This is a genomic window from Streptomyces swartbergensis (genome assembly GCF_002148965.1).
GTDB lineage: Bacteria > Actinomycetota > Actinomycetes > Streptomycetales > Streptomycetaceae > Streptomyces > Streptomyces swartbergensis.
Genome location: NZ_NGFN01000130.1, coordinates 1 through 21,645, shown reverse-complemented (window position 1 = coordinate 21,645; position 21,645 = coordinate 1). Strand labels below are relative to the sequence as shown.

Annotated in this window: 20 protein-coding genes and 1 pseudogene; 10 read left to right on the top strand and 11 right to left on the bottom strand. The window is 70.7% G+C overall.

Features of this window, described 5'->3' with window-relative positions:
* The first annotated feature begins 379 nt into the window (after positions 1–379).
* The 3 genes from CA983_RS21320 (at position 380) to CA983_RS21310 (ending at position 4,648) form a co-directional block, all read left to right on the top strand.
* Complete coding sequence (locus CA983_RS21320) at positions 380–2,281, top strand: rhamnogalacturonan lyase (protein WP_107500258.1); 1,902 nt, start codon at positions 380–382, stop codon at positions 2,279–2,281.
* Between the two features lie 35 nt (positions 2,282–2,316).
* Positions 2,317–3,690: a poly(ethylene terephthalate) hydrolase family protein gene (locus tag CA983_RS21315; protein ID WP_086602500.1), complete on the top strand. Its 1,374-nt coding sequence runs from the start codon at positions 2,317–2,319 to the stop codon at positions 3,688–3,690.
* Between the two features lie 382 nt (positions 3,691–4,072).
* Entirely contained in the window at positions 4,073–4,648 is a 576-nt protein-coding gene (locus CA983_RS21310) for a TerD family protein (protein WP_086602499.1), read from the top strand.
* A 295-nt stretch (positions 4,649–4,943) separates the two neighbouring features.
* On the opposite strand, the gene CA983_RS21300 is transcribed toward CA983_RS21310, so the two are convergent.
* A complete protein-coding gene (locus tag CA983_RS21300) occupies positions 4,944–5,246 on the bottom strand; it encodes a hypothetical protein (RefSeq protein ID WP_086602497.1) in 303 nt (100 codons plus the stop codon).
* 253 nt (positions 5,247–5,499) lie between these two features.
* Here CA983_RS21300 and CA983_RS21295 point away from each other — a divergent pair, with 253 nt between their 5' ends.
* Together CA983_RS21295 and CA983_RS21290 are read left to right on the top strand one after the other, a co-directional pair.
* Positions 5,500–6,309 (top strand): class I SAM-dependent methyltransferase, encoded by an 810-nt coding sequence (locus CA983_RS21295; RefSeq protein ID WP_086602496.1) that lies wholly within the window; start codon positions 5,500–5,502, stop codon positions 6,307–6,309.
* The gene (locus CA983_RS21290; protein ID WP_086602495.1) at positions 6,306–6,716 is read left to right on the top strand and encodes a hypothetical protein; all 411 of its coding nucleotides are present in this window, start codon (positions 6,306–6,308) and stop codon (positions 6,714–6,716) included. The genes CA983_RS21295 and CA983_RS21290 overlap by 4 nt, the downstream gene beginning before the upstream one ends.
* A 110-nt stretch (positions 6,717–6,826) precedes the next feature.
* Here CA983_RS21290 and CA983_RS21285 read toward each other — a convergent pair whose 3' ends face one another.
* From CA983_RS21285 to CA983_RS21260, 6 genes are all read right to left on the bottom strand, one after another.
* Positions 6,827–7,708 (bottom strand): anchored repeat-type ABC transporter permease subunit, encoded by an 882-nt coding sequence (locus CA983_RS21285; RefSeq protein WP_086602494.1) that lies wholly within the window; start codon positions 7,706–7,708, stop codon positions 6,827–6,829.
* On the bottom strand, positions 7,705–8,478 hold the full coding sequence (locus CA983_RS21280; RefSeq protein WP_244207040.1) for an anchored repeat-type ABC transporter ATP-binding subunit: 774 nt from the start codon (positions 8,476–8,478) through the stop codon (positions 7,705–7,707). Before CA983_RS21280 ends, CA983_RS21285 begins: the two co-directional genes overlap by 4 nt.
* Entirely contained in the window at positions 8,471–10,141 is a 1,671-nt protein-coding gene (locus CA983_RS21275; RefSeq protein ID WP_158101875.1) for a TIGR03773 family transporter-associated surface protein, read from the bottom strand. The genes CA983_RS21280 and CA983_RS21275 overlap by 8 nt, the downstream gene beginning before the upstream one ends.
* A 77-nt stretch (positions 10,142–10,218) precedes the next feature.
* Positions 10,219–11,718, bottom strand: a complete 1,500-nt coding sequence (locus tag CA983_RS21270; protein WP_086602492.1) for an anchored repeat ABC transporter, substrate-binding protein — start codon at positions 11,716–11,718, stop codon at positions 10,219–10,221.
* Between the two features lie 199 nt (positions 11,719–11,917).
* Entirely contained in the window at positions 11,918–13,612 is a 1,695-nt protein-coding gene (locus tag CA983_RS21265; protein ID WP_086602491.1) for a choice-of-anchor M domain-containing protein, read from the bottom strand.
* The gene (locus CA983_RS21260; protein WP_143645524.1) at positions 13,612–14,256 is read right to left on the bottom strand and encodes a choice-of-anchor M domain-containing protein; all 645 of its coding nucleotides are present in this window, start codon (positions 14,254–14,256) and stop codon (positions 13,612–13,614) included. Before CA983_RS21260 ends, CA983_RS21265 begins: the two co-directional genes overlap by 1 nt.
* A gap of 361 nt (positions 14,257–14,617) precedes the next feature.
* On the opposite strand from CA983_RS21260, the gene CA983_RS21255 reads away from it, so the two are divergent.
* The 4 genes from CA983_RS21255 (at position 14,618) to CA983_RS21240 (ending at position 18,083) form a co-directional block, all read left to right on the top strand.
* Complete coding sequence (locus tag CA983_RS21255) at positions 14,618–15,433, top strand: oxidoreductase (protein WP_208637006.1); 816 nt, start codon at positions 14,618–14,620, stop codon at positions 15,431–15,433.
* Positions 15,434–15,527: 94 nt separating this feature from the next.
* Entirely contained in the window at positions 15,528–16,232 is a 705-nt protein-coding gene (locus CA983_RS21250; protein WP_086602488.1) for a VanZ family protein, read from the top strand.
* 62 nt (positions 16,233–16,294) lie between these two features.
* A complete protein-coding gene (locus tag CA983_RS21245) occupies positions 16,295–17,011 on the top strand; it encodes a response regulator transcription factor (protein ID WP_086602487.1) in 717 nt (238 codons plus the stop codon).
* Positions 17,004–18,083, top strand: coding sequence for a sensor histidine kinase (locus CA983_RS21240; protein ID WP_086602501.1), 1,080 nt, complete (start codon positions 17,004–17,006; stop codon positions 18,081–18,083). Before CA983_RS21245 ends, CA983_RS21240 begins: the two co-directional genes overlap by 8 nt.
* Before the next feature lie 298 nt (positions 18,084–18,381).
* Here CA983_RS21240 and CA983_RS21235 read toward each other — a convergent pair whose 3' ends face one another.
* Entirely contained in the window at positions 18,382–19,440 is a 1,059-nt protein-coding gene (locus CA983_RS21235; RefSeq protein WP_086602486.1) for a hypothetical protein, read from the bottom strand.
* A gap of 240 nt (positions 19,441–19,680) precedes the next feature.
* Positions 19,681–20,310 (bottom strand): TetR/AcrR family transcriptional regulator, encoded by a 630-nt coding sequence (locus CA983_RS21230; protein ID WP_086602485.1) that lies wholly within the window; start codon positions 20,308–20,310, stop codon positions 19,681–19,683.
* 22 nt (positions 20,311–20,332) lie between these two features.
* On the opposite strand from CA983_RS21230, the gene CA983_RS21225 reads away from it, so the two are divergent.
* Positions 20,333–20,677: a cupin domain-containing protein gene (locus tag CA983_RS21225; protein ID WP_086602484.1), complete on the top strand. Its 345-nt coding sequence runs from the start codon at positions 20,333–20,335 to the stop codon at positions 20,675–20,677.
* 55 nt (positions 20,678–20,732) lie between these two features.
* Here CA983_RS21225 and CA983_RS48000 read toward each other — a convergent pair.
* Positions 20,733–20,953, bottom strand: a pseudogene (locus tag CA983_RS48000) (IS630 family transposase); the annotation flags it as partial.
* Positions 20,954–21,347: 394 nt separating this feature from the next.
* On the bottom strand, positions 21,348–21,645 hold a 298-nt coding region (locus CA983_RS21215; protein ID WP_143645523.1), incomplete at its 5' end, for an integrase core domain-containing protein.

Sequence of the window (21,645 nt, the reverse complement as noted above, 5' to 3'; positions counted from 1 at the left end):
CCGCCCAACTCCGCCTCAGAGCACGTCAGTTCGTGAATCCCTGCACCGCGAAACCCGTTTCGAGGAGGGAAAGGCACGAGGAACTCCCTCCTCGAAACGGGTTTCGCGGTGCAGGGATTCACGAACTGACGTGCTCTGAGGCGGAGTTGGGCGGTCAGTCGAATCATTCGACTGCGATCGAGCGAAGTTCACCCTGAGGCGCATCACGCAGTGTTCTGGGCCCGGCACTCGACTGTCAATCCATAGGAGCCGAGAAACTCACGGTTCCGAACAGGCCCGAACAACGGACTCGACAGAATCCTTGACGAGGCATCAGCTCGTTCTTACGCTCCCTTCTCGTGGGAGCGTTCCCACATCCCCCCACGCCCTGGAGGTCACTGTGACCGACTCGCACCGGCGTCCCCGCACCGCGCCACGACCGTGGCGCTCGCCCCACCGGCCAGGCAGCAGGCTCACCGGCGGCATCTCAGCCGCCGTACTGGCCGTCTCCGCGCTGGTCGCACTGCCACAGACCGCACAGGCCGCCACCGCCCGGCAGGTCGAGAAGCTGGACCGGGGCGTCGTCAGCGTCCACACCGGCAGCGGCAACCTGGTCAGCTGGCGCTGGCTGGGAACCGACCCCGACGACGTGTCGTTCAACGTGTACCGGGCCGGTACGAAGGTCAACTCCACCCCGGTCACCGGCTCCACGAACTACTTCCACTCCGGCGCCCCCTCGCACGCCGACTACACCGTCCGCGCGATCGTGAACGGCGTGGAGCAGGCGGACTCGGTGCACGCCATCCAGTTCCGCACCGGCTACAAGGACGTCCCCCTCTCCCCGCCGGCGGGCGGCACCGCCCCGGGCAACTCGGCCTACACCTACGAGGCCAACGACGCCTCCCTCGGCGACCTGGACGGCGACGGCGCCCTGGACCTCGTGCTGAAGTGGCAGCCGACCAACGCCAAGGACAACTCCCAGTCCGGCTACACCGGCAACACCATCGTCGACGGCATCAAGCTCGACGGCACCCGGCTGTGGCGCATCGACCTGGGCCGCAACATCCGCTCCGGCGCCCACTACACCCAGTTCCAGGTCTACGACTACGACGGCGACGGCAAGGCCGAGGTCGCCATGAAGACCGCCGACGGCACCCGCGACGGCACCGGCGCCGTCATCGGCAGCTCCTCGGCCGACCACCGCAACTCCAGCGGCTACGTGCTCTCCGGCCCCGAGTACCTGACCATGTTCAACGGCCAGACCGGCAAGGCGATGCAGAGCGTCGACTACGTCCCGGCCCGCGGCAACGTCTCGTCCTGGGGCGACAACTACGGCAACCGCGTCGACCGCTTCCTCGCCGGCACCGCCTACCTCGACGGCTCCCGCCCCTCCCTGATCATGGCCCGCGGCTACTACACCCGCACCGTCATCGCCGCCTGGGACTGGCGAAACGGTGCCTTCACCCGCCGCTGGACCTTCGACACCACCTCCTCCACCAACAGCGGCAAGGGCTACGACGGCCAGGGCAACCACAGCCTGTCCGTCGCCGACGTCGACAACGACGGCAAGGACGAGATCGTCTACGGCGCGATGACCGTCGACGACAACGGCAACGGACTGTGGACCACCAGACTCGGCCACGGCGACGCCGGTCACGTCGGCGACCTCAACCCCTCCCGCGCGGGCCTGGAGTACTTCAAGGTCTCCGAGGACTCCAGCAAGCCCGGGTCCTGGATGGCCGACGCCCGCACCGGCCAGATCCTGTGGCAGACCGCCTCCGGCACCGACAACGGCCGCGGCGTCGCCGCCGACATCCACGCCGGCAGCCCCGGCGCCGAGGCCTGGTCCGCCGCCGACACCACCCTGCGCTCCGCCACCGGTACCTCCCTCGGTCGCAAGCCGTCCAGCATCAACTTCCTGTCCTGGTGGGACGGCGACCCCGTCCGCGAACTCCTCGACGGCACCCGCATCGACAAATACGGCACCTCCGGCGACACCCGCCTGCTCACCGGATCCGGCGTCTCCTCCAACAACGGCACGAAAGCCACGCCCGTCCTGGCCGGCGACATCCTGGGCGACTGGCGCGAGGAGGTCGTCTGGCGCACCAGCGACAACACGGCCCTGCGCATCTACTCCACCCCGCACCAGACCAGCACGAAGATCACGACCCTGCTCCACGACACCCAGTACCGCACCGCCCTGGCCTGGCAGAACACCGCCTACAACCAGCCCCCGCACCCGAGCTTCTTCATCGGCAGCAACATGCCGACGGCTCCCCGCCCCACCGTCTACACACCCTGAACCCCGCTCCGCCGGAGCAAAAGGAGGACACCACAATGCGGTCAAGTGTCACCCAGGTCCCTGCGTGCAAGGGGGCCGAGACCAGCGAGGCGAGACCCCGCACGGGGAGCAGGCCGGTCGGGCTGAGGGCGGTGGTGGTCGCGGTCGTGGCCGGTCTGATCGCGGCGCTGGTCTCGGCACAGCCGGTGTCGGCTCGCCCGGCACCGGCTCGACCGGGGGCAGCTCAGGACAACCCGTACGAGCGGGGCCCCGACCCCACGGTGGGCAGCGTCGCCGCTCAGAGGGGAACGTTCGCCACCGCGGAGATGAACGTATCGCCCGGCAACGGCTTCAACGGCGGCAAGATCTACTACCCGACGGACACGAGCCAGGGCACCTGGGGCGCGGTCGCGGCCGTGCCCGGCTTCACGGCCCGGTGGGCCGCCGAAGGCGCCTGGATGGGGCACTGGCTGGCCTCGTTCGGGTTCGTCGTCATCGGCATCGACACCAACAGCCCCAACGACTACGACACCGCCCGCGGAACCCAGCTCCTCGCGGCGCTGGACTACCTCACGCAGAAGAGCCCGGTGCGCGACCGCGTCGATCCCGACCGGCTGGGTGTGATCGGCCACTCCATGGGTGGGGGCGGCGCGATCAGCGCCGCCGTACGACGGCCGTCGTTGAAGGCCGCCGTCCCGCTCGCGCCGTTCTCTCCCTCGCAGGACCTGTCCACCCTGCGCGTCCCCACCATGATCATGGGCGCACGGGACGACGGCACCGTCACCCCGTCCTACCTCGACGGCCTCTACGCCCGCACACCCGCCGCTACACAGAGCGCCTTCATCGAACTCACCAGCGGCGGCCACGGCTTCCCCACCTGGGGCAACTCGCACGTGACGCGCCGCATGATCCCCTGGCTCAAGATCTTCATCGACAACGACACCCGCTACACCCAGTTCCTGTGCCCGTCGCCGGCGGACCGCAGCAACATCTCCCGGTGGCAGACCAAGTGCCCCTACGTGCCTCCCGGTGGTACGACCCCGCCGCCGAGCGGTGGCCAGGTCGTCGGCGCCGGTTCCGCCCGCTGCCTGGACGTGCCGTCGCAGACCAACGGCACGCAGGTACGGCTGTGGGACTGTCTGGACCGGGCCGGCCAGAAGTGGACACGCACCGAGGCCGCTGAACTGCGCGTGCACGGCGGCAAGTGCCTGGACGCCGAGGCCTCGGGGACCTCCCCCGGCACCCGGGTCGTGATCTGGGACTGCCACGGCGGACAGAACCAACGCTGGAACATCGGCACGAACGGCACGATCACCAGCACCCGGTCCGGCCTGTGCCTCGACGCCTACAACTCCGGAACCGCCAACGGCACCCAAGTCGTCCTGTGGAATTGCAACGGCGGAGCCAACCAGCGCTGGACCTTCAGGTGAGGCGGGCAGCAGCCGTGCGCCCTGCTCGTTCCCCGGCGACGGCGGTGTTGCCCGGTCCGACAGAGCAAGCTCCGCCTGGGTCGGTGCCGAGGAGAGCCTGCCGCTGCTCCGCCACGCCCCGTCTTCCTTCCGTCACCGCCCGATTCCCGGTCGGACATCGTATGGACGCCCCTCACCACTCCCCACGCCACCGGGGAGCTGTCCCGACCGGCCGGCTACAGCGGGAGGTCGGCAACTGACGGAGCTGAACCGGGACTTCAGGCCGACGCCGCAGAGGCCGCAGCCGGCCACCACGCGACTCCACTTCCTCTACAGTGATGTAGATTCTTTCTCCGGGGCCCGTCATCGGGCCTCGACCGCATACGCAGAGAAGGAGTACCTCGTGGGAGTTTCCCTGTCCAAGGGTGGCAACGTCTCGCTCAGCAAGGAGGCGCCGGGTCTCACCGCCGTCCTGGTCGGCCTGGGCTGGGACGTGCGCACGACCACCGGCACCGACTACGACCTCGACGCGTCCGCCCTGCTCCTCGACGCATCCGGCAAGGTCCCCTCGGACCAGCACTTCGTCTTCTACAACAACCTGAAGAGCCCGGACGGTTCGGTCGAGCACACCGGTGACAACCTCACCGGTGAGGGCGAGGGCGACGACGAGTCGGTCAAGGTGAACCTCGCCGCCGTGCCCGCCGAGATCGACAAGATCGTGTTCCCGGTCTCCATCCACGACGCCGAGAACCGCGGGCAGAGCTTCGGACAGGTCCGCAACGCCTTCATCCGTGTCGTCAACCAGGCGAACAACCAGGAGATCGCCCGCTACGACCTGTCCGAGGACGCCTCCACCGAGACCGCGATGGTCTTCGGCGAGCTCTACCGGCACGGCACCGAGTGGAAGTTCCGAGCCGTCGGCCAGGGCTACGCCTCCGGACTGGCCGGTATCGCCACCGACTTCGGCGTCAGCGTCTGACACACAAGCCGACCGGGTTCAGAGTCTCTGAATGCCCCAGAAGGCGGCGACCAGCACGACGATCACGGCCGCCACCAACCAGACGGCCAGGCCGACACGACGCATCCACGGGCTCACACTCCACTGATGCCCGCCGGCCACGCCCCCACACCCAGCGGGGATGAGCCACTGCAAGACGGGGAACGCCGTCTCATGAGCGCCTCCGAGGAGGAAGAGACCATGCGCCCACAACGGTGATCGCTTCCCTGCCGTCGTCGCGGCGGCCGCACTCGTCGCAGCCGCCGCCTCGCGCACGTCAGTGGTCGTCCCAGTGCCCTTCATGAGCGGCGTGGCGGTGACCGTCGTGCAGGTAGTCGGTGTGATCCTCGTGCGGCACGGCGACGTGGCCGCACCCCTCACCGTGCTGGTGGTCATGGGCGTCGTGGGCGGCATGACCGGCAGCGGTGCACTCGTCGACGTGGTCGCCGTGGACCCGGTGGATGTGGCCGTCGTGCGCGTAGCCGGTGTGGTCGCCGTGCGGGAAGGCGACGTGGCCGCAACCCTCACCGTGGGTGTGCGCGTGCCCTTCGTGCGTGCGGTGGTCGGTGGCGGTTGACATGGGGGACTCCTCGTTTGCCTTTCTGGCCGCCCGCGGATACGCCCCGGACGATGAATTGCGGCATCAACATATGGCGACTTGTGCATGAGCAGCAGTGCCACCACCCACGTTTCACACGCAGATCACCGCAACTCCACCGACATCAGTCTCGTGATGCGCGAATCGCCCCTCTGGGCCCGTCGCGGGTGTTCAGCGCGTGCTACGGGAAGTAGGTTTCGATAACGACAATCGTTTTGGTTCTCTGGGGGTGCCCGTGACCGCTCGACAGGCCACGATCGGTGAGGTGTTCAGCGCAGGCGCCGAGGAGTTCCACCGCTGGTCGCCACTGCTGTGGGACCGGGTGGGGCAGGCCACGGCGGAGGTGTCGTCCCCGGCCCTCGGCGAAAGGGTGCTCGATGCCTGCTGCGGGGCCGGGGCGTCGGCGCTGCCCGCCGCCCGTGCGGTCGGCGACGGCGGGCTGGTCGACGCGGTCGACCTCTCCGGTGCCCTCGTCGCGCTCGGCGAGCGGCGCGCCCGGCAGGAGGGCCTGGCCGACCTGCGGTTCCACCAGCACGACGTGACGGCATGGGCGGCACCGGAGGACGGCTACGACCTGGTGCAGTGCGCCCTGGGCGTGTTCTTCTTCCCCGACATGGACCGTGACACCGCCAAGCTCGCCGGGCTCCTGCGACCGGGGGGACGGCTCGCGGTGACCGTCTGGGAGAAGGGGGCGCTCGGCGGCTGGGGGCAGGCGTTCAAGAGCGCGGTGGAGACGGAGCGTGAATGGCCCGGATCGTCGCAGTCGGCCCAACTGGCCCGGATCGACACCTCCGACACGCTCGCCGCCTGGCTGGAGGGCCTCGGGCTGAGGGACCCGCAGGTCGTACGCCGGGATCTCGCCGTGCCTCTGACGCCCGCGACCGCCTGGGACCTGGCGGTGGGCAGCGGCGCCCGCGCCCTGCTCGACGGGCTCGCGCCCGCCGCGGTGGAACGGGTGCGCGCCCACTTCACCGCCGCCCTGGAGGCATCCGCGGTGACGGACCTGGACGTACGGATCCTGACCGGGACGGCAGTGGCAGCATGACCCGGCGGCCCCATCACACCGCCGCCCGGCAGGCCGAGGGCTTCACGGCCGCGGTCTGCCGGGCCGAGGGCGGTTGCGGCGCGGCGGACGGCCGCGTCCTCGAAGCACTGCGTACCGCCACCCGGCAGGTGCCGGGCGGGCTGCTGGTCGCCACCGGCTGTCTGGGCCGGCACCTGCATTGCCCGCACCACGAGGGCAACCAGGTGCCGCGCGCCGGTCATCGCGTGGTGGTCCAGCCGTGCACCCGGGACCGTACGCCGCTCGGACCTGCTCTGGCCTTCGGCCCGCTCACGGAACAGGACCAGTCGGCGGCCCTGGCCGGCTGGCTGACGGAGGGCCTGCGCCAAGGGCGCCGCCCTCCGCGCCGTCTGCTGGCCGTACGACCGTCAGGCCGCTCGGGGCGGTAGCGGCAACGGGCCCCGGTCATCGGAACCGAAGGCCAACGGGATGCAAGGACGCGCCGCGGGCGGAACACACGGTGCGTCCGCCCCGTGTGTTCGAGCCTGCCGTCGGCGCGTCACCGTCCGGCCGGCACGGGGGCCGCCCTGTCCGGTCGCCCGACGAGTCTCGCGAGGAGCCCGTGGCGTGGAGCCAGGCACCACGTGACGACGAACAGGCCGGTGAGGACCACGACCACGGAGCCGCCCGCGGCCAGGTCGTACGTGTATGAGACGTACAGGCCCGCGACGCTGCCCGCGCAGCCGATGAGCGAGGCCAGCAGGGTCATCGCCCACAGCCGCTCGGTGAGCATGCGGGCGGTCGCCGCCGGGGTGATGAGCAGGGCGAGGACGAGGATGTTGCCGACCGCCTCCAAGGACATCACGATCGTCGTGGTCACGACGACGTACAGCGCCAGGTCGAGGCGGAAGACCGGCAGGCCCGCGGCGCGTGCCGTCTCCCGGTCCAGGCTGACCGCGACCAGCTCCTTGCCGATCGCCAGTACGACCAGGACCAGCACCGCGCCGATCGCGGCCACCGTCCATACGTCGGACGCGCTCACCGCGAGCACCTGCCCGAACAGGAACGATGACAGGTCCGTCGTCCAGCTGTCGCGCGTGGACACCAGCACGATGCCCAGCCCGAACGCGAAGGCGAAGAAGACGCCGATGACGGTGTCCTCCTTCAGCCGCCGGTTCTGGGAGACGAAGGCGATCAGCACAGCCGTGGTGATGCCGGCCGCCGCCCCGCCGAGGAGCAGATGGCCCTCGAAGGCGTAGGCGAGCGCGACGCCCGGGAACGCGGAGTGGGCGACGGCGTCACCGATGAACGCCATGCCGCGCAGCACGACGTAGACGCCGACGACGCCACACACCAGGCCGATGATGGCTGCCACGGCGAACGCCCGCTGCATGAAGGGCAGTTGCCAGGGGTCGGTGAAGAACGCGAGCAGGTCGGTCATGACGCGGTCACCGCTCCGATCGCGCGGWCGAGGCCGAAGGCACGCAGCATCTGGTCGGGGTCGGCGAGGAGTTCGGGGCCGCCGTCGGCGACGACCGTGCGGTTGATCAGCGCCACGCGGTGGCAGGTGCGGGCGGCGGCCGCCAGGTCGTGGGTGGTCATCAGCAGCGCCCTGCCTTCCGCGGCCAGCCGGCCGAACAGCTCGTTCAACAGCTCCTGGGTGGGGACGTCGACGCCGGTGAACGGCTCGTCGAGGAGCAGGATGCGCGGGCCGGCGGCCAGGGCGCGGGCCACCAGGACCCGCTGCCGCTGGCCGCCGGACAGTTCCCCGATCGGGCGCCGACGCAGAGCGGTGAGTCCGGTCAGTTCCAGGGCCTCGGCCACCGCCGCCCGGTCCGCCGCGCCGGGACGACGCAGCCAGCCCACCTGCCGGGTACGGCCGGTGAGGACCGCTCCCGCGATGTCGATGGGGAAGTCCCAGGCGAACTCGTGCCGTTGGGGCACGTACCCGATCCGCTGCCCGGCCCGGCGCCCGGTCCGGCCCTCCACTGTCACCTCTCCCCCGGCCAGCGGAACCAGCCCGAGCACAGCTCGCAGCAGAGTCGTCTTGCCCGCCCCGTTGGGTCCGATGAGGCCGACCAGCTCCCCCGCGTCGACGGACAGATCGGCCCGCTCCAGGGCGGTCCGCCCGCCGAGGACGACGGTGGCGCCCGTGACCCTCAGCAGGGGTCCCGTGCCGTCTGCCGGGCCATCGGCCGGTCGGTCAGCCACGTGCGGTCCTCCTGCGTCCGGCGGCCAGCATGGATGCGGCGCCCAGGGTGGTGAGCGCGGCGGCCGCGGTTCCCAGCAGCAGCGCCTGGCCGGCGCCGGTGGAGGCCATCGAGCCGTCGCCGGAGCCGTCCGTCGAGGTGCCGCCGGTGGAGCCGGAACCGGAACCGGAGCCGGAGCCGGCATCGGCCGCCGAGCCTGTCGTGTCCGACGAGCCGGAGGTCCCCGGGCTGCCCTTGCCCGAGCCGTCGCCCGGCGTCACGGTGCCGGGGTCGGTGTCACCGACCGCGAACGTCACCGTCTCCGTGTCGGAGACCTTCGTACCGTTCGCGAGCGTCCCGCTCATCCTGAAGGTCAGCCGGTAGACGCCCTCCTTGCTGAACGCCCAGCCGCCGTGCGCGTGCGAGTTGGCCGGGACGGTGAAGGAGTCCGGCACCCCGTCCCTGCTGTTGAACAGGACGCTCGCGCCGGACAGGCCGTCGTAGTTGTAGAGGGCGTAGCTGCCGGGGCCGTCCACCTTGGTCAGGGCGAAGTCGACGCCGCCCTTGGTGGCTCCGGCGGCCATGTTGTCGGTGGACCAGCCGGGCCACAGCAAGCCGTCCTGCTGGACCTGGTCGAGCAACCAGACCGGGTCGCCCTCCTTGCCGAGGAAGGCGAAGTCGTCACTGGCCGGGATCGTTTTCCTGGCGGCCGGTTTGACGTGCAGGACCACGGAGGAGGGTTCGCGCCAGGTGGTCTTCCCGGCGATCGTGCCGTCCTTGATGTGGATCTGCATCTTGCCGTCGACGACCCGCGCGGCGAGGTCGATGTGCCCCTCGTCGAGCGTCTTCTTCGTGGTGGCGACGGTGGCGTCCGCCGCGACGGCCGCGCCTGTCGGGGCGGCTGCCATGGCGGGCTTCCGCGCCCCGGACCGGTCCCGTGCCCCGGCTTCCGGAGCGATGGCGGGCGGTTCGGCGGCCTCGGGGCTCCCGGTGCTGCCGGCCGACGGCGTCTCCGGCGGAGCCTTTGCGTCGGTCGCGGGCTCCGGTGTGGCCCGCTCGATGGCCTCGTCGCCGACGAGGACCGTGTACGTCTCCCCGGTGCTGCTCGGCTGCTCGCCGTCGGCAGACCCAGTCGCGGCGGTGAAGGTGAGGGTGTACGTGCCGGGGGCGGCGAACACCCACCGCGTGCCGTCGCCGCCGGTGCCGGCCGACAGGCCGTGCCCGTCCGGCAGGTCGTGCCCGTCCGGCAGGTCGTGCCCGTCCGGCAGGTCGTCCCTGCTGTCGAAGCGCACGACCGGTTCGCCGTCGCCGTTCAGGTCGTATCCGACCAGCGTGCCCGGGCCTTCCACACCGGTGAGCGTCTGGCGCACGGCACCTGCTGCCTTCCGCGTCGAGTCCCAGGGGGCGTCCGCCAACTCCCAGATCACCTCGCCCGGTTCGCCGAGGAAGCGGTACGTCTCGTCGTTCGGCAGGGCGGTCCGGTGCGTGTCGTCGATCTTGACGGGCCGGTCCAGCGCGTCGAGCGCGGCCCCCTGCCCGCCCAGGACGATCTGCCCCGCGGCCGCGGTCGCGCGCGGTTCCGGGGCCGCGCCGAGGGCCATCGCGCCGGCCGCGGCGAGTGCCACGGCGGCGGCGATCCGCTGTCGTCTGCCCGCTGCGCCCCTCATGCCCTCGTGGCCCGTCATGCCCTGGTGGCTCCTCATGCCCTCGCGGCCCCTCATGCCCTTATGGCCCCTCATGCCTTCGGTGCCCCTCATCGGGTTCAGCTCCCCTCTCCGCCCAGGCAGCGGGCCAGTTCCTTGGCGTTGTGGCGCATCATCGCCACGTAGTCGTGGACCTTGTCGTCGAAGGAGTCGCCGTAGATCGTGCAGATCCCGACCCCCTCGTCCTCGGCGACCCGGCGCAGCACGTCGGCGCGCGCGGCGAGATTGGGTTCCAGGAAGACCGCCGGGACCTTCTTCTCCTGGATGGTGTTGCCGAGGTGCTCCACCTCGGCCGCGCTGGGCTCCTGGTTGGGCACGGGGACGACGAAGCCCGCGACCTCCATGCCGTACGCCTTGGCGAGGTAGCCGAAGGCGTCGTGCGTGGTGATGAGCTTGCGGTTGCCCTCGGGGATGGTGGCGAGGGTGCTCGCGACCTCCTTGTCCAGCGCGGCCAGCCGCTTCAGGTACTGTCCGGCGCCGCGCTCGTAGACCTCGCGGCCGTCCGGGTCGGCCTTGGTCAGCTCGGCCTCGATACGCCGCACGTACGCCTCCGCGTTGGCGACGTCCGCCCAGGCGTGCGGGTCCATCTCGCCGTGTACGTGCTTGCCGATGACGGCCTGCGGCAGCACCCAGATGTCGTCTCCGGGCGCGCCGAGGAAGCGGTACGACCGCTCCTTCGGCACGGTGTCCTTCGCCTTGTCCGGTACGGACACGACGACCTCGTCCGCCGGGTGGTGCACCGTGCCGCCGGTCTTCTCGTCGTCCGTCCGTACGGACAGCCGGTGCTGCTCGGCGTTCAGCGCGACGTCGGCGTGGCCGGTGCCGAGCAGCTTCTTGCCCTCCGCCCCCGCGTCGCCCATGCCGCCCACCGCGAAGGTGATGGTTCCGCTGCCGGATTCGGTGCGCTCGCCCTCCAGGGACTCGATCTCTCCCCGCACAGCGAGCTTGTACGTGCCGGGCTTGGTGAACACCCAGTTGACGTGGGTGTGGGCCTCGGGCGGCAGGGTGAACGAGTCCTTCGCGTTCAGGCCGTCGGCGGAGTCGATGTAGCTGCGCGGGGTGCCGAGCGTGTCGGTGAGGTAGACGTGCAGATCGCCCGGCCCCTCCAACTCCGTGGCGGTGATGCGGACCTGTGCTCCGTCTCCGGCGACCTTGCCCTCCACCGCCCAGCCGAGCCAGAGCACGTCGAGACCGAGGTCCTCCTCCAGCTTGATGACCGTGCCGCCGTACTGCTCCAGCTTCTCGCTGATCGGCACCTTGGGCGTGCCCTTGCGGGCGTTGCTGTGCACCATCTTCATGATCCCGGGCTCCTCGAGCAGCAGCCCGTTGCTGAAGACGAGGTCGGCCTTGGCGACCTTGGCGGCGTCGCCGGGGCTCGGTTCGTACGAGTGCGGGTCGCCGTGGTGCGGCACGATCGAGGTGACCTCGACGCGGTCGCCGCCGACCTGGCGGACCAGGTCGGCGATGATCCCGGTCGTCGTGGACACCGTCAGCTTGTCACCGCCCCCGCCCGCGCCCGCACCGCCGCACCCGGCGAGCAGTGTGGTGGCCGCGAGCATGGCGGCTGTCGTGCGTAAGGCCGCTTTCGTTCGCAGGGCGGGTGTCGTGCGGTGGGGCGCCCGCTCGGGGGCTCGTCTCGGGGCCCGCATGGGGCTCCTCCTTCTTCTGCTTCAGACATGTGGGCCCTGGTCAGGACCGATGGGCCGTGTGCGGCGGACCGGGGGCTGCCACGACCCCGGTCCGCCGCCCACGAGTGCGTCAGCCGACGCGGCGGCGTCGGCGTACGGCGAGGAAGGCGGCCGCACCCATGACCACCGCGGCCACCGCCGCGGCGAACGGCACCAGCACGCCCGCACCCGTGGCGGCGAGCCCGCCACCGCTCACGCTCCCGGTCGAACCGCCGGCCGAACCGGTGCTGCCGCCGCCCGAGCCGCCCGCCCCGCTTCCGCCGCCGCTCGACGAGGCGGACGCGGTCGCGGACGGCGACACGTCAGCCGAAGGAGCGGCCGACACCGACGGCGAGCCGCTGGCGGTGGCGGTGGCGGTGCCGGACGGCGCTGCGGTGACGGTGGGAGTCGCCGTGGGCTCGCTGCCGCCGCCCGGGATCACGGTCGACGGGTCGACGTCACCCACCGCCCACGCCAGGGTCTCGGTGTCGCTGACCTTGGTGCCGTCGGTGAGAGTCGCGCCGACGGTGAAGGTCAGGCGGTACACGCCCTCCTCGGTGAAGGTCCAGTTCCAGTGGCTGTGCGCGTGGACGGAGTGCGGGAGGCCGTCGGGCAGCCCGTCGTCGCTGTTGAGCCTGACGTCGACGGAACCGAACGAGTCCGAGTTGAACACCGCGACCGCGCCCGGTCCTTGGACCTTGTCGAGCCGGTAGGTGATGTCTCCGTCTATGTCGGCCCTGGCGTACTCCTCGGTGCTCCAGCCGGGCCAGACCAGCCCGTCGATCTGCTGCAGCGGCAGCCACCACACGGGGTCGCCGGTCTTCCCCAGGAATTCGTGCCCCTCCGGGATCCGCCGCTTGGCCGCCGGCTTCACGTGAAGCACGACCTCGTCGGGCTCGTACCACTCGTGGTCGGACGCGGTGCCTTCCTTGATCTGGAACTGCAGCGAGCCGTCCACCGGCCGGGCGGCGAGGTCGATATGGCCGTTGTCGATGACGTGCGCGGTGGGCGCGGTGGCGGTCGGGGTCGTGCTGTTCGACGGCGTGGCCGAGCCCGTCGGGTTGGTGGGCGTCGGGGTCGTGCCGTCGCCCGGCAGTACCTCGGCCGGGTCGGTGTCGTCGCCGACGACCACGGCGAGGGTCTCGGTGTCGCTGGCGCCGCCGACGGTCACGGTGAGGGTGAGCCGGTAGACGCCCTCTGCCGTGAACGCCCAGGTGGGTGCGGCCCGTTCCTGGTCCGCGGTCAGGGTGAACGAACTGTGCGCGCTGTCACCGCTGTTGAGGTGCTGCACCGCGTTCTCGTCGTTGTTGTCCATCTCGCGGGTGTAGGTGTAGAGCGCGAATTGCCCGGGGCCCTCGAAGCCCGAGAGCTTCACCTCCGTGTCGCCGCCCGCCTCGGTGCCGTTCCAGCCGGGTTCCGGGGCGAAGATCTGGCCCGCGTTGTGCCAGCCGTTGAGGAAGTAGGCGTCGACGAGATCTCCGATGATCGGGTACGCCGGTGAGATCACGGACTCCTTGGTCGCCGGCCCGGCGTGCACCACGACCTCGGAGGGGGCGCGCGCGATCTCCGTGTCCCCGCTGCGGTCGTCGAGCTGCAGCTCCGGCTTGCCGTCGACCAGCCGGGGCGTGAGGTCGAACTCGCCCTCGTCGAGGACGACGGCACCGCCGGCGGCGCGGGCTGCCCCGCTGCCGCCGGCGACCAGCCCTGCCGCGCCCACGAGCGCCGCGGTCGCCGCGGTCAGCGCCGCGGCGGTGAGGGCGCGTCCGCCGCGCGTCAGGGCCCGCATCACGAGCTGACGACGACGGTGTACGTCTCGGTGGCGGACTCCGTCACGCCGCCGACCGTGCCCTGGACGCGGAACGTCAGCCGGTACGTGCCGGGCTCCTCGAAGGCCCAGTTGGCGTGGTTGTGCGTGCCCACGCCGAAGGGCCGGGACTTGAAGTTGGTCGTGTTCGGGTTGCTGTCGTACCAGCGGGTTCCGCTGCTGTCGTAGACGCTGAAGTCGTCGGTGGCGGCACCGTTGCGCGTGGCGCTCGTAAGCCTGTATGTGACGGTGTTGTTGGCGAAGACGCCGGTGGTGAGGTGCTCGGTGGAGATGCCGGGGAACAGCACTCCGGCCGCGTCGGCCTCCGCCTCGGTGTCCGGCAGCAGCCAGATCTGGCTGCCTGAGCCGAGGAAGCCGAGGCCAGGGTTGGCGACCTTCGCCGCCGCCGGCACCGACAGGGTCACGTCGGCCGGCTCGTACTCGGTCTCGGTCTCCTCGTCGTGGACGTGCAGGTGGAGGTCGGCGCCGTCCCACTCGGCGTCGAGGACGTCGACGTGCCCGCCGCTCAGCGTGGTGGCGGCGAAGGCGGAGGTGTTGAGACCGGCCGTGGCGAGCGCGGCGGCGGCGATGCCGGTGACGGTCAGCAGGCGTCTGTGGGTACGCAAGAGAAACCCCCATGGGTCATGTTCATGCCCCCTCGGGCACGAGTCACGACGATAATCATTTTCATGAAGGGTTGGCAACGGAATTGTGGTGACGCTTGGGATCACATGCGCCCGCGGCGGTTCAGCCGGGCTCGGGCACGGCTCGTCCGGCGCCCCACCACCGGATCCGGGTGCGACGCCGGCGATGAGGCTGCGCGCCGCACCGCTTGAGGAACAGCGCGTGCGCTGACGCCGACCGCACGGCCGAGGGCCTCCCCCACGTTGAGGGGGCGCGGGATCGGCGCTTGCCACTTGCGCATGGAAACCGATCGGTTTACGGTAGGGAAACCGATCAGTTTCTCGACGAGCTCAGGAATCCATGATGACGACAAATCGGCCGGCGGCACTCGTGACGGGTGCGTCATCCGGTATCGGGAAGGAAACCGCGCTCGCGCTGGTCGCAGCGGGTTTCGACGTGGTCGGCACAAGCCGCGACACCTCACGCGTCGCCCCGCTCGACGGTGTCTCGTTCCTCGACCTCGACGTCGCCAGTGACGCCTCGGTCACCACCGCGGTCCAGCAGGTGATCGAGCGGTTCGGGCGGATTGACGTCCTGGTCAACAACGCCGGCGTCGGCTCGATGGGTGCGGCCGAGGAAACCTCCATTACGCAGGCCCAAGGCATCTTCGACACCAACGTCTTCGGGGTCATGCGCATGGTCAAGGAGGTCCTGCCGCACATGCGCGCTCAGGGACGCGGGCGCGTCATCAACATCTCGTCCGTGGTCGGGCTCATCCCCTCGCCCTACATGGCCGTCTACGCCGCCTCCAAACACGCGATCGAGGGCTACACCGAGTCCCTGGACCACGAGGTCCGTGAGCACGGCGTCCGGGCGCTTCTCGTCGAACCCGCCTACACCAGGACCGGTTTCGAGGCCAACAGCGCGCGGCCCGACACGCCCCTGCAGGTCTACGCGAAGCAGCGGCACACCTTCGAACGCGTGATGGCGGAGGCGATCAAGGACGGCGACGCCCCCGCCGTCGTCGCCAAGGTGATCGTCGCGGCGGCGACCGACGCGAGGCCGAAGCTGCGCTACACCGCCGGCCCCGTGGCCGGACGCGCGAGCACGCTGCGCCGCGTCGTTCCCGCCTGGGCCTTCGACAAGCAGATTCGCAAGCTCAACCGGCTGGCCGGCTGACTCCCGCACTGAGACGGGCCCGGGACTGCGTGTATCGCGGGCGTATCGAAAATCGGATACGCCGTCGCAACGGCCCTCCGTCTCCAATGGGGGCATGAACGACAGTGCACCCCTGTCAGCACCGCCCCGCCGCACGCGCGGGACCGTGCTTCTCGTCCTGGCGATCCTCGGCCTGGCGGGCGCCGCGTTCGTCGTGCGGCGGCCGCTCATGATGTCCGCTCCGATGTGCATGGCCGGGCGGTGGCACGGCTGCTTCGACACGTTCAACGGTGTGGTGCTCATGACGGTGGTCACGCTGCCGTTGGCCGCGCTGGTGGTGTGGGCTCTGGCGCAGCGTCGGCGTGCCGCCGGCGTCACATCGGCGTGGCGGATGTCGCTGGCCGAGGTGGGCATGGTCCACGGCACGGTGCCGTTCGTGTGGCTGACCATGATGCCGGGCGGCGGGGCCGGCACCGTGCCCGCCCGGGTGAGCCTGGTACCGCTGCGGGACCTGGCCATGATGGGGTCGCTCGGGATCGTCGGCAACTTGCTGATCTTCGCGGCGCTGGGGTTCTTCGCCCCGATGCGGTTCGCGGTGCTGGCGTCCCTGCCGCGGATCCTGGCGCTCGGGGCGGGCTGCTCGGTCCTGGTAGAGACCGCACAGTACGTCCTGCGGCTGGACCGGGTGTCCTCCGTGGACGACGTGCTGGTCAACGCCGCCGGGGCCGTGGTGGCCGGGCTGGCGTCGCGCCGCTGGTGGCGCATTACCGCACAAGCGCCGTCGGACCGGTCTCGCCCCGCGCCGGCACCGGCAGGCTGAGTCACGTGCCCGGCAGGTCTTCGCATACGTGGGCGATATGTTGTGCTCCTTAGGCTTCAGGCATGCGTGTACTGATCGTGGAGGACGAGCCCTACCTGGCCGAAGCCGTCCGTGACGGTCTGCGGCTGGAGGCGATCGCCGCCGACATCGCCGCCGACGGCGACTCCGCCCTGGAACTGCTCAGCGTCCACTCCTACGACCTCGCGGTCCTCGACCGCGACATCCCCGGCCCCTCCGGCGACGAGGTCGCCCGGGCAATCGTCGCCTCCGGCAGCGGCATCCCGATCCTCATGCTCACCGCTGCCGACCGGATCGACGACAAGGCTTCCGGGTTCGAGCTCGGCGCCGACGACTACCTCACCAAACCGTTCGAGCTGCGGGAGCTCGTCCTGCGGCTGAGGGCGCTCGACCGCAGACGCGCGTGCGCCCGGCCCCCGGTCAGGGAGATCGCAGGCCTGCGGCTCGACCCCTTCCGCCGGGAGGTGTTCCGCGACGGACGCTACGTCGCGCTCACCCGCAAACAGTTCGCCGTGCTGGAAGTCCTCGTCGCCGCCGAGGGCGGGGTCGTCAGCGCCGAGGAACTGCTGGAACGGGCCTGGGACGAGAACGCCGACCCCCTCACCAACGCCGTGCGCATCACCGTCTCGGCACTGCGCAAACGGCTCGGCGAACCATGGGTCATCGCCACGGTGCCCGGCGCCGGCTACCGGATCGACACGGCTGTGGACACCATCGCCCCCGGCAGGGACACCACCGATCCCGACAGTGGCCATGCATAGACGCCCAGGACTCAGCGCCCGGCTGAAACTCACCCTCAGCTATGCCGGGTTCCTCGCCGTCGCCGGTGCTCTCCTGCTGGCCGTGGTGTGGATGTTCCTGCTGCGCTACGTACCGGACAACAGCCAGGGCCTTCTCGGTATCTCACCCAACCGCTACCTCCTGGTGCGCACCTTCGCCCCCGCCGCGGCCATGGCGATGGCCTTCCTCCTTGTGTTCGGCCTCGTGGGGGGATGGCTCCTCGCCGGCCGGATGCTCGCACCGCTCACACAGATCACGGATGCGGCACGGATGGCCGGGAACGGGTCGCTGTCCCACCGGATCCGTATGAAGGGCCGCCAGGACGAATTCCGTGAACTCTCCGACGCGTTCGACTCGATGCTCGAACAGCTCGAGTCCCACGTCGCCGAGCAGCAGAGGTTCGCCGCGAACGCCTCTCACGAACTGCGCACCCCGCTGGCCATCTCGCAGACGCTGCTGGACGTCGCCCGCAAGGACCCCACACGGGACCGAGGCGAACTCATCGAACGCCTGCACGCTGTCAATACGCGCGCGATCGACCTCACCGAGGCGCTCCTGCTGCTCAGCCGCAGCGACCGCGGAAACTTCACCCGCGAGAGCGTCGACCTCTCCCTCGTCGCCGAAGAAGCCGCCGAAACGCTGCTCCCCCTCGCCGAACAGCGCCGGATCACGCTCGACGTCACCGGCGGAGCGACACGGACCAGCGGCTCCGCGGAGCTTTTGCTGCGCATGGTGACGAACCTCGTCCAGAACGCCATCGTCCACAACCTGCCCGCCGGCGGCACCGTGACGGTCCACACCGAGGCGCACGGCGACACGAGCGTGCTGCGGGTCGAGAACACGGGCCGTCCGCTCCAGCCGGAACTGGTACCGACCCTCACCGAACCCTTCCAGCGTGGAACGGAACGCGTACGCACCGACGAGCACGTCGGCGTCGGCCTCGGCCTGGCGATCGTGCACAGCGTCGTCCGCGCCCACGACGGGACCCTGGACCTCGTCCCCCGCCCCGCCGGCGGCCTCCTCGTCACGGTCCGGCTTCCCGGCACGCCGTAGGCATCGTCCCCGAGCGGGGCTCACTCGCTCTGCGCGTCGATCACGGGCCGCGGTCGGTTCCGGACTGCGGCCGTAGTGGTCGTAGACGGTCTGGGACGGCGGAAAGTCGTAGGGCAGGTACTCCCACGGGATGCCGGCGCGGGGTTCAGCCCGGGCTCGTCGATGCCGGGCGCGTCCGCGCCCGGCATCAGGCAAGCGCCTTGAGAAGAGGGCCGGAGCCTCGTCGGCTGCCTGGCAGCCTCAGCGCGCGCGGAGCCGGACACCCGTGACGCCGCCGTCTCGCCTTCCGGCTCCCCTTTCAGCCCGACACTCGTGCCTGGGCGGAGGACATGATCTCCTGCCGTCGCCGGTGGCGCTGTTCGTACTGCAGTACCCGACGGGCCACGCCGTCGGGGGCGTCCTCCAGGCTCGCGGTGATCTCAGCCGTGTGCATGGCGTCGTAACCGGTCCACGGCTCGGATTCCCGAAGTTTCTCGATCGCCTCCAGGACCCTCGTGCGATGGGCGTGGGCGCGCTCGTAGCCCTCGATCACCGTCAGGTCCAGCTGGGACAGCGTGTGCAGCCGCTCCTTGATCTGTTCTGTGCTGAGCTGGCTGAAGCCGGGAATGGGCAGGTCCTCCTCGCGCCTGACCGCTCCCAGCACTTCCTCGGCCATGGGACCGGGCTCGGGCATCTCCCGCCTCGCACCCTCGGCCGCACCCTGAGCCAGGCGGATGCCGCGCTCGGCGGCGTCCCGTGCCCGTTCGAAAGCGGTGCGCATCGTCTGGGCCACTGCGTCGGTCATACCGCCGGTCCCGCCTTCGCGGGGGCTGAAGCCGTTCGTGGACGCCGCCACCGTGCGGGCCTGATCGGCCAGGCTGTCCTCCAGTTCCCGCAGCAGGTGCTCGTCCTGCCGCCGCAGCGAGCCGAGCAGGTCGGCGGTGGTCTGAGCGTCCACCTGTCCGGCGAGGACCTCCCCGGCCTGGCAGGCCGCCAGTGCGCGCGCAGCGGCCGCGTATTCGTCCTCCGCGTTCCTCATCAACCGCCGCGGCTCGGCCGGACCCCCGCCGGGCAGCACCCCCCTGACCATTCTCGATGCGAGCGTCAGTGGCAGCATCGTCGTCCGCATGGCCCCCTGTGAGACGGAGCGCGCCACACCGGCAGCGGTGCCCAGTACGCCCCGCGGACGAAGAGCGCGTTCATGGCGTTCGATGCGCCGCACACTGTTATGGATCTCTGTGGCCTGGCGTTCGAGCATCTGCCGGTACGGGCCCGGCGGGGTGACCCTCGTATCCGCCCGGAACCGGTCCAGGACCGCGACATGCGCCTGGCGCGCATCCTCCAGCACCGGTAGGAGTTCCTCCGTCATCACAGCCATGCGGTACTCCTTGGGGAAGGCTGGGCGGCAGTCCGCCGCACACGGGAAGCGGCTGCCCCATGGACCCATAGCCGGGCAACCGGCACCATCCTGGGGGACGCACGCCAAGATCGCCTGTGGGACGGAGCCGGATCCTTCAGCGATATGCCTCGCCAGGCACCACACGCCGTGGACGCGGACGAACACGGCCGTTTGGGCTGTCCGGGTGGAGGACAGGCCCCGCCGTACGGTGGCGGGCGTCTAGCGCCGTGACCGGGAAGGTTCGCCGTGTCGCGCCAGGGCTGCGGCCAGCAGCGCCTGTGCCGACTCGCGCATGAGGGTTGCGGCTTCCGTCCGTGACACAGCGGCGATGTCGACCATCCAGACCCACGCCTCGATTCCGCAGCCGGCGCGAATGGCGACAGCGAGTCGTCTGCGGTCGATGTGCGGGTGCGACTCGGCCAGCGGTGCCAGGGCGTCCTCGATCCATTCGATGGCCCTGCCCTGCCGCAGCACTGGGCGGGCGTCGCGCGGTGTCTGTGGCTCCTGATCCAGCGACAGCCGCAGGGCGGCTCGCAGTTGCGGCTCCCACCTGCGCAAGATCTCCGTCTGCTCCGCGATGACGAGGTCGAGGCGGGCGTGGACGTCATCGGGCGCGTCCTGGTCGAGGAGGCTGGGCCGGTCGATGGTCGGCATCGCGGCCAGGAGCAGGTGTCTCTGGCTCGGGAAGTAGCGGTAGGCCGTGGTGCGGGAGATGCCGGCGGCGTCAGCCGACTGTTCCACCGTCGGCGTGTGCCCGCTCTCCAGCAGGGAGCGGGCGGCCTCGAGGAGAGCGTCGCGAGTGCGCTGCTTCTGCCGGATCCGTCCCGTCGACTCATATGGTACTGCCATGCCTTCATGGTACTTTAGTCCCATGAATGACCCTGTGGTCACCGACCCGCAGCTGTACCGGGTCTTGTGGGAGAACGAACGTGTGCGGGTGCTGGAGTACCGCGACTCGCCGGGCGATGCGACGCACCTGCATGCCCATCCGGACACCGTCATGGTGACCCTGTCCTCGTTCCAGCGGGTGATCTCGGCCGGAGGCCGAGAGGTCCCGGTCGACATGGAGGCGGGACAGGTCCGCTGGCTGGACGCGCAGGAGCACCAGGGCCGCAATGCCGGCCGGACGGCCACCCATTCCGTGTTCATCGAGCTCAAGGAACCCCGGCCTGGCGCCCCGCGCAGGGATGCCACATTGGGGCCGTCCGCCTCCTGAGCACGACTGATCACCCCTCAGGGGCGCCTCGTCCGAAGGGCGGCCGCGGTGGTGGGCGGGCGTCCGCCCCGGTTGCCATGATCACGTAGTTCGGTGCGCCGTCGGCCGGGCGGCGCGGATCGATTTCAGCGCGGCCAGAGTGTTCGCGGCACCCTTCTCGCGGCGGTTGACACCCCACACCGTGTCGTCGCCGACCGAGTAGCCGTGGAAGTACCGGACTTCGTGGGTGCGGTGGTGGTTGGCGGGCGACCGGTCGGGACGTCGCAGTCCGGCCCACGTCGCGGGTAGCGGTGCCGGGGTCTCGGACAGCGCAGGGCAATCACAGGCTGCGCGAGGACTCCCGGACCGAAACAGTCGCGCGGGAGGGCAGCCCGCGGGTGCCCCGGGTCACGCCGCCCGGGCGTACAAAAGCCCTGGTGGCGAGGCCGCGGCCGGCACGGCGGCCGTCCGGTTCGCATTCCGCGGGGCCGAAGCACGACGCTGCGCGCCGGACGCCGTACACGTCTGGCGCCGCCCTGCCCACCGGCCCCTGGCGCATCCGCTGTTCGCCGGGAACTCCTGCCCGCCACGACGCGGAACGGGCAGCCGCCCTGCTGGACGATGCCCGGCGGCGGCCACGGCGCGGTCCGGCGCGCGAACACCCTGACGTACCGGTGCAGCGCGTCACCGCCTAGGTGTGCTGTTCGGACAGGTTGGTGACGCGGCTGGCTGGTGTTTGGCCGCTGATGCCGGTGTGGGGTCGGTGGTAGTTGTACCAGTCCAGCCAGTCGGGAAACGCTGTCTGTCGTTCGGTGTCTGAGGTGTAGGGCCGCTGGTAGGCCCATTCATCGAGCAGGGTGCGGTGGAAGCGCTCGACCTTGCCGTTCGTCTGCGGACGCCAGGGCCGGGTCCAGCGCGGGCCGATGCCCAGCTCACGGCAGGTGTCCCGCCAGGTGTTCTTGGTGTAGGCCCAGGCATTGTCGGTCAGG